Origin of the sequence: Salipiger sp. HF18 (assembly GCF_011806505.1) — a bacterium.
Lineage (GTDB): Bacteria > Pseudomonadota > Alphaproteobacteria > Rhodobacterales > Rhodobacteraceae > Salipiger > Salipiger thiooxidans.
Map to the genome: position 1 here is coordinate 1 of NZ_JAATOS010000453.1, position 3,188 is coordinate 3,188.

The following is a 3,188-nucleotide window of genomic DNA, read 5'->3' on the forward strand; positions in this document are numbered from 1 at the left end:
CCGAGGATTTCGCCGTCGCGCGGCTCATGGGCATCCGTGCCAACAGCGTCATCGCCGGGGCCTTTGCGCTGTCCGGCCTGCTCGCGGGGGTGGCGGCGGTGCTCTGGGTGTCGCAGCGCGCCTCGGTCGATCCGCTCATGGGCTTCACGCCGGTGCTCAAGGCCTTCATCGCGGCGATCCTCGGCGGGCTCGGCTCGCTGCGCGGCGCCGTGGCGGGGGGCTTCCTGCTTGGCTTCATCGAAATCTACCTGGCCGCGTACCTGCCGCCCGAATGGCAGGAGTTCCGCGATCCGATCGGGCTTGTGCTCGTGGTGATCGTGCTGCTCATCCGGCCCAACGGGCTGATCCCGGCCCCGGCACTGAAGGCACACAAGGTATGACGACCCCGCTGCTTGGACCGCGCGATCCTGCGCCGGTCGAGATCGTGAACCCCGAGGGCCGCACGCCGCTTCTGCTGGTCTGCGAACACGCGGGCCAGGCGGTGCCGGAGGCGCTTGGCCGGCTCGGCGTGTCGCAGGCGCAGCTTGACGAGCACATCGGCTGGGACATCGGCGCGGCCGAGGTCACCCGGCGCCTCGCCGCCATGCTCGACGCGCCCGCGGTGCTGCAGCGCTACAGCCGGCTCGTCATCGACTGCAACCGCCCGCCCGAGGCACCGGATTCCTGCCCGCCGGTCAGCGACGGCCACGTCATTCCCGGCAACGCCGCGCTTGACCCCGAGGATCGCGTCAAGCGCGTCGACGAGATCTTCCGCCCGTTCCAGGGCGCGGTCGCCACGGCGCTGGCACGGCCCGAGATCCAGGCGACCTTCTCGATCCACAGCTACACGCCCGTGATGGGCGGCATCCGCCGTGCCTGGGACGTGGGGTTTCTGTTCCGCTCGGACAGGCGCACCTCGGACCGGATGGCCCGCGCGCTGGGGCAGGCGGTGCCGGGGCTCACCATCGGGCTCAACCAGCCCTACCAGGTGGACGACGCCTCGGACTGGTTCGTGCCCAGACAGGCCGAGCCGCGCGGGCTGCCGCCCAGCCTCCACATCCGCGACGCCGCCGGGCAGACGCTCTGGGCCGAGCGGCTCGCCGGGCTGATGCCCATGTTCCTCAAGGAGATCCCCGCATGACCCTCACCCGCGAGGTGCCGCTGGTGCCCGAGCAGTCCGCGCTGCTCTTCGTCGACGTGCAGAACTTCAGCGCCAACCGCAGGGGCGCAGAGTTCGCCGATCTGCCCGAGGCAGAGTTCGCGGCGAAGTACGGCTGGTTCTTCGACCAGCTCGAGACCCGGGTGATCCCCAACATGCAGGCGATCCAGTCCGCCTGCCGCAAGGCCGGGATCGAGGTCATGTACACCTGCATCGAGAGCCTGACGCTCGACGGGCGGGATCGGAGCCTCGACTACAAGATCACCGGGTTCAACGTCGCCAAGGGCTCTTGGGACGGCAAGGTCATCGACCAGATCGCCCCCGAGGGCGACGAGATCGTGCTGCCGAAGAGTTCGTCCTCGGTCTTCGTCTCGACCCATATCGACTACATCCTGCGCAATCTCGGGGTGAAGCAGCTGGTGATCAGCGGGCTCATCACCGACCAGTGCGTCGAAAGCGCCATCCGCGACGCCTGTGATCTGGGCTACCTCGTAACCGAGGTCACCGACGCCTGCCTGACCTACACGCAGGAGCGCCACGACCATTCGATCCGGACCATCAGGGGTTACTGCCGGCAGGTGACCACCGCCCAGCTTCTGGAGGAGCTTGGCGCGACATGAGCGGAAACAGCCTCTACGCCCGCGACAGCGCCGTGAACTCGGGATTGCAGAAGCTGCGCTTCTTCCCGCAGGAGGTGGTGCGCGGGCAGGGCTGTCAGGTCTACGATCCCGAGGGGCGGGGCTATCTCGACCTCTCGGCCAGCTGGGGCGCCGCCTCGCTGGGCTATGCACACCCTGACTTCGTGGCGCGGGTGCACGAGGCGTTGCTGGGGCAGGCGGGGGCGTCGATGCTGTCGTCGGCCGTCTCGCCCGCGACGGCGCTGGCCGAGAAGCTGCTCGAGATCACCCCGGGCGGCGAGGACCGCCGTGTCTGGCTCGGCCATTCCGGCAGCGATGCCAACGAGGCGGTGGCCCGCGCGCTCCCGGTGGCCACCGGGCGGCACCGGGTGCTGTCCTTCGCGGGCGCGTACCACGGCGGCACGCAGGGCTCGATGGCGGTCTCGGCGCACCCGGTGCAGTCCCACGCCGCCCGCGACGGCGGGCTCGTCGCGGTGCCCTATCCCGATCCCTACCGGCCCTTCGATGGCGACCCCACCGGCGCCGCGCTGCTCGCGCATATCGAGGCGCTGCTGGCGGGCGACTGCCCGGGCGACGAGGTCTCGGCCTTCTTCATCGAGCCGATCCAGTCCGATGGCGGGCTGCTGATCCCGCCGCCGGGGTTCCTGAAACGGCTGGGCGAGATCTGCGCCCGCTACGGCATCCTGACCGTCTGCGACGAGGTGAAGGTGGGGCTCGGCCGCACCGGCAAGCTGCACGCCTTCCAGTTCGAGGACTGGACGCCGGACATCACCGTCTTCGGCAAGGGGCTGGGCGGCGGTTTGCCGCTCTCGGCTGCTGTGGGCCCGTCGGCGCTGCTCGACTGCGCCACGGCGTTTGCCATGCAGACCACCCACGGGAACCCGATCTCGGCCAGCGCCGGGCTTGCGGTGCTCGACATCATCGAGCGCGACGGGCTGGCTGAGAACGCCGCCACCTCCGGCGCGAAGCTGCTGTCGGCCCTGAGGGAAAAGCTCGCGGGCAACCCTGCGGTGGGCGACATCCGGGGCCGGGGGCTCGTGCTGGGCATCGAGCTCGTGGGAGAGGACAAGGCACCGGCCCCCGCGCTCACCCGTGCAGCGGTCTACCGCGCGTGGGAGCTGGGCGTGGTGGCCTATTACGTCGGCGCGGGCTCGAACGTCATCGAGCTGACCCCGCCGCTGATCCTGACCGGGGCGCAGGCCGAGGAGGGCGCTGCCGTCCTTGCCGCGGCCATCGCAGACGCCTGCGCGGGCCGCGTCGATGAGGCCCTGACCGCACCCTTCGCAGGCTGGTAGGCTACCCCCGCAACACGAAACCGCCCGCCGATCCGAAGACCGGCGGGCGCGGGCGCCGCCTGGAGGGAGCACGCACCCGGGCGCCCCGGGGGGGCCGGGCGGGCCCGGCGCGGGGGG

The 3,188-nt window shown here is 71.0% G+C and carries 3 protein-coding genes and 1 pseudogene; all 4 read left to right on the top strand.

The window, feature by feature from the left end; genetic code table 11:
• Positions 1–380 (top strand): annotated as a pseudogene (locus tag HC022_RS22280) (branched-chain amino acid ABC transporter permease); the annotation flags it as partial.
• Positions 377–1,120, top strand: a complete 744-nt coding sequence (locus tag HC022_RS22285; RefSeq protein ID WP_167453861.1) for an N-formylglutamate amidohydrolase — start codon at positions 377–379, stop codon at positions 1,118–1,120. The pseudogene HC022_RS22280 and the gene HC022_RS22285, both read left to right, overlap by 4 nt.
• Complete coding sequence (locus HC022_RS22290; protein ID WP_167453862.1) at positions 1,117–1,758, top strand: isochorismatase family cysteine hydrolase; 642 nt, start codon at positions 1,117–1,119, stop codon at positions 1,756–1,758. Before HC022_RS22285 ends, HC022_RS22290 begins: the two co-directional genes overlap by 4 nt.
• Positions 1,755–3,071 (top strand): aspartate aminotransferase family protein, encoded by a 1,317-nt coding sequence (locus HC022_RS22295; RefSeq protein WP_167453863.1) that lies wholly within the window; start codon positions 1,755–1,757, stop codon positions 3,069–3,071. Before HC022_RS22290 ends, HC022_RS22295 begins: the two co-directional genes overlap by 4 nt.
• Positions 3,072–3,188: the final 117 nt, after the last annotated feature.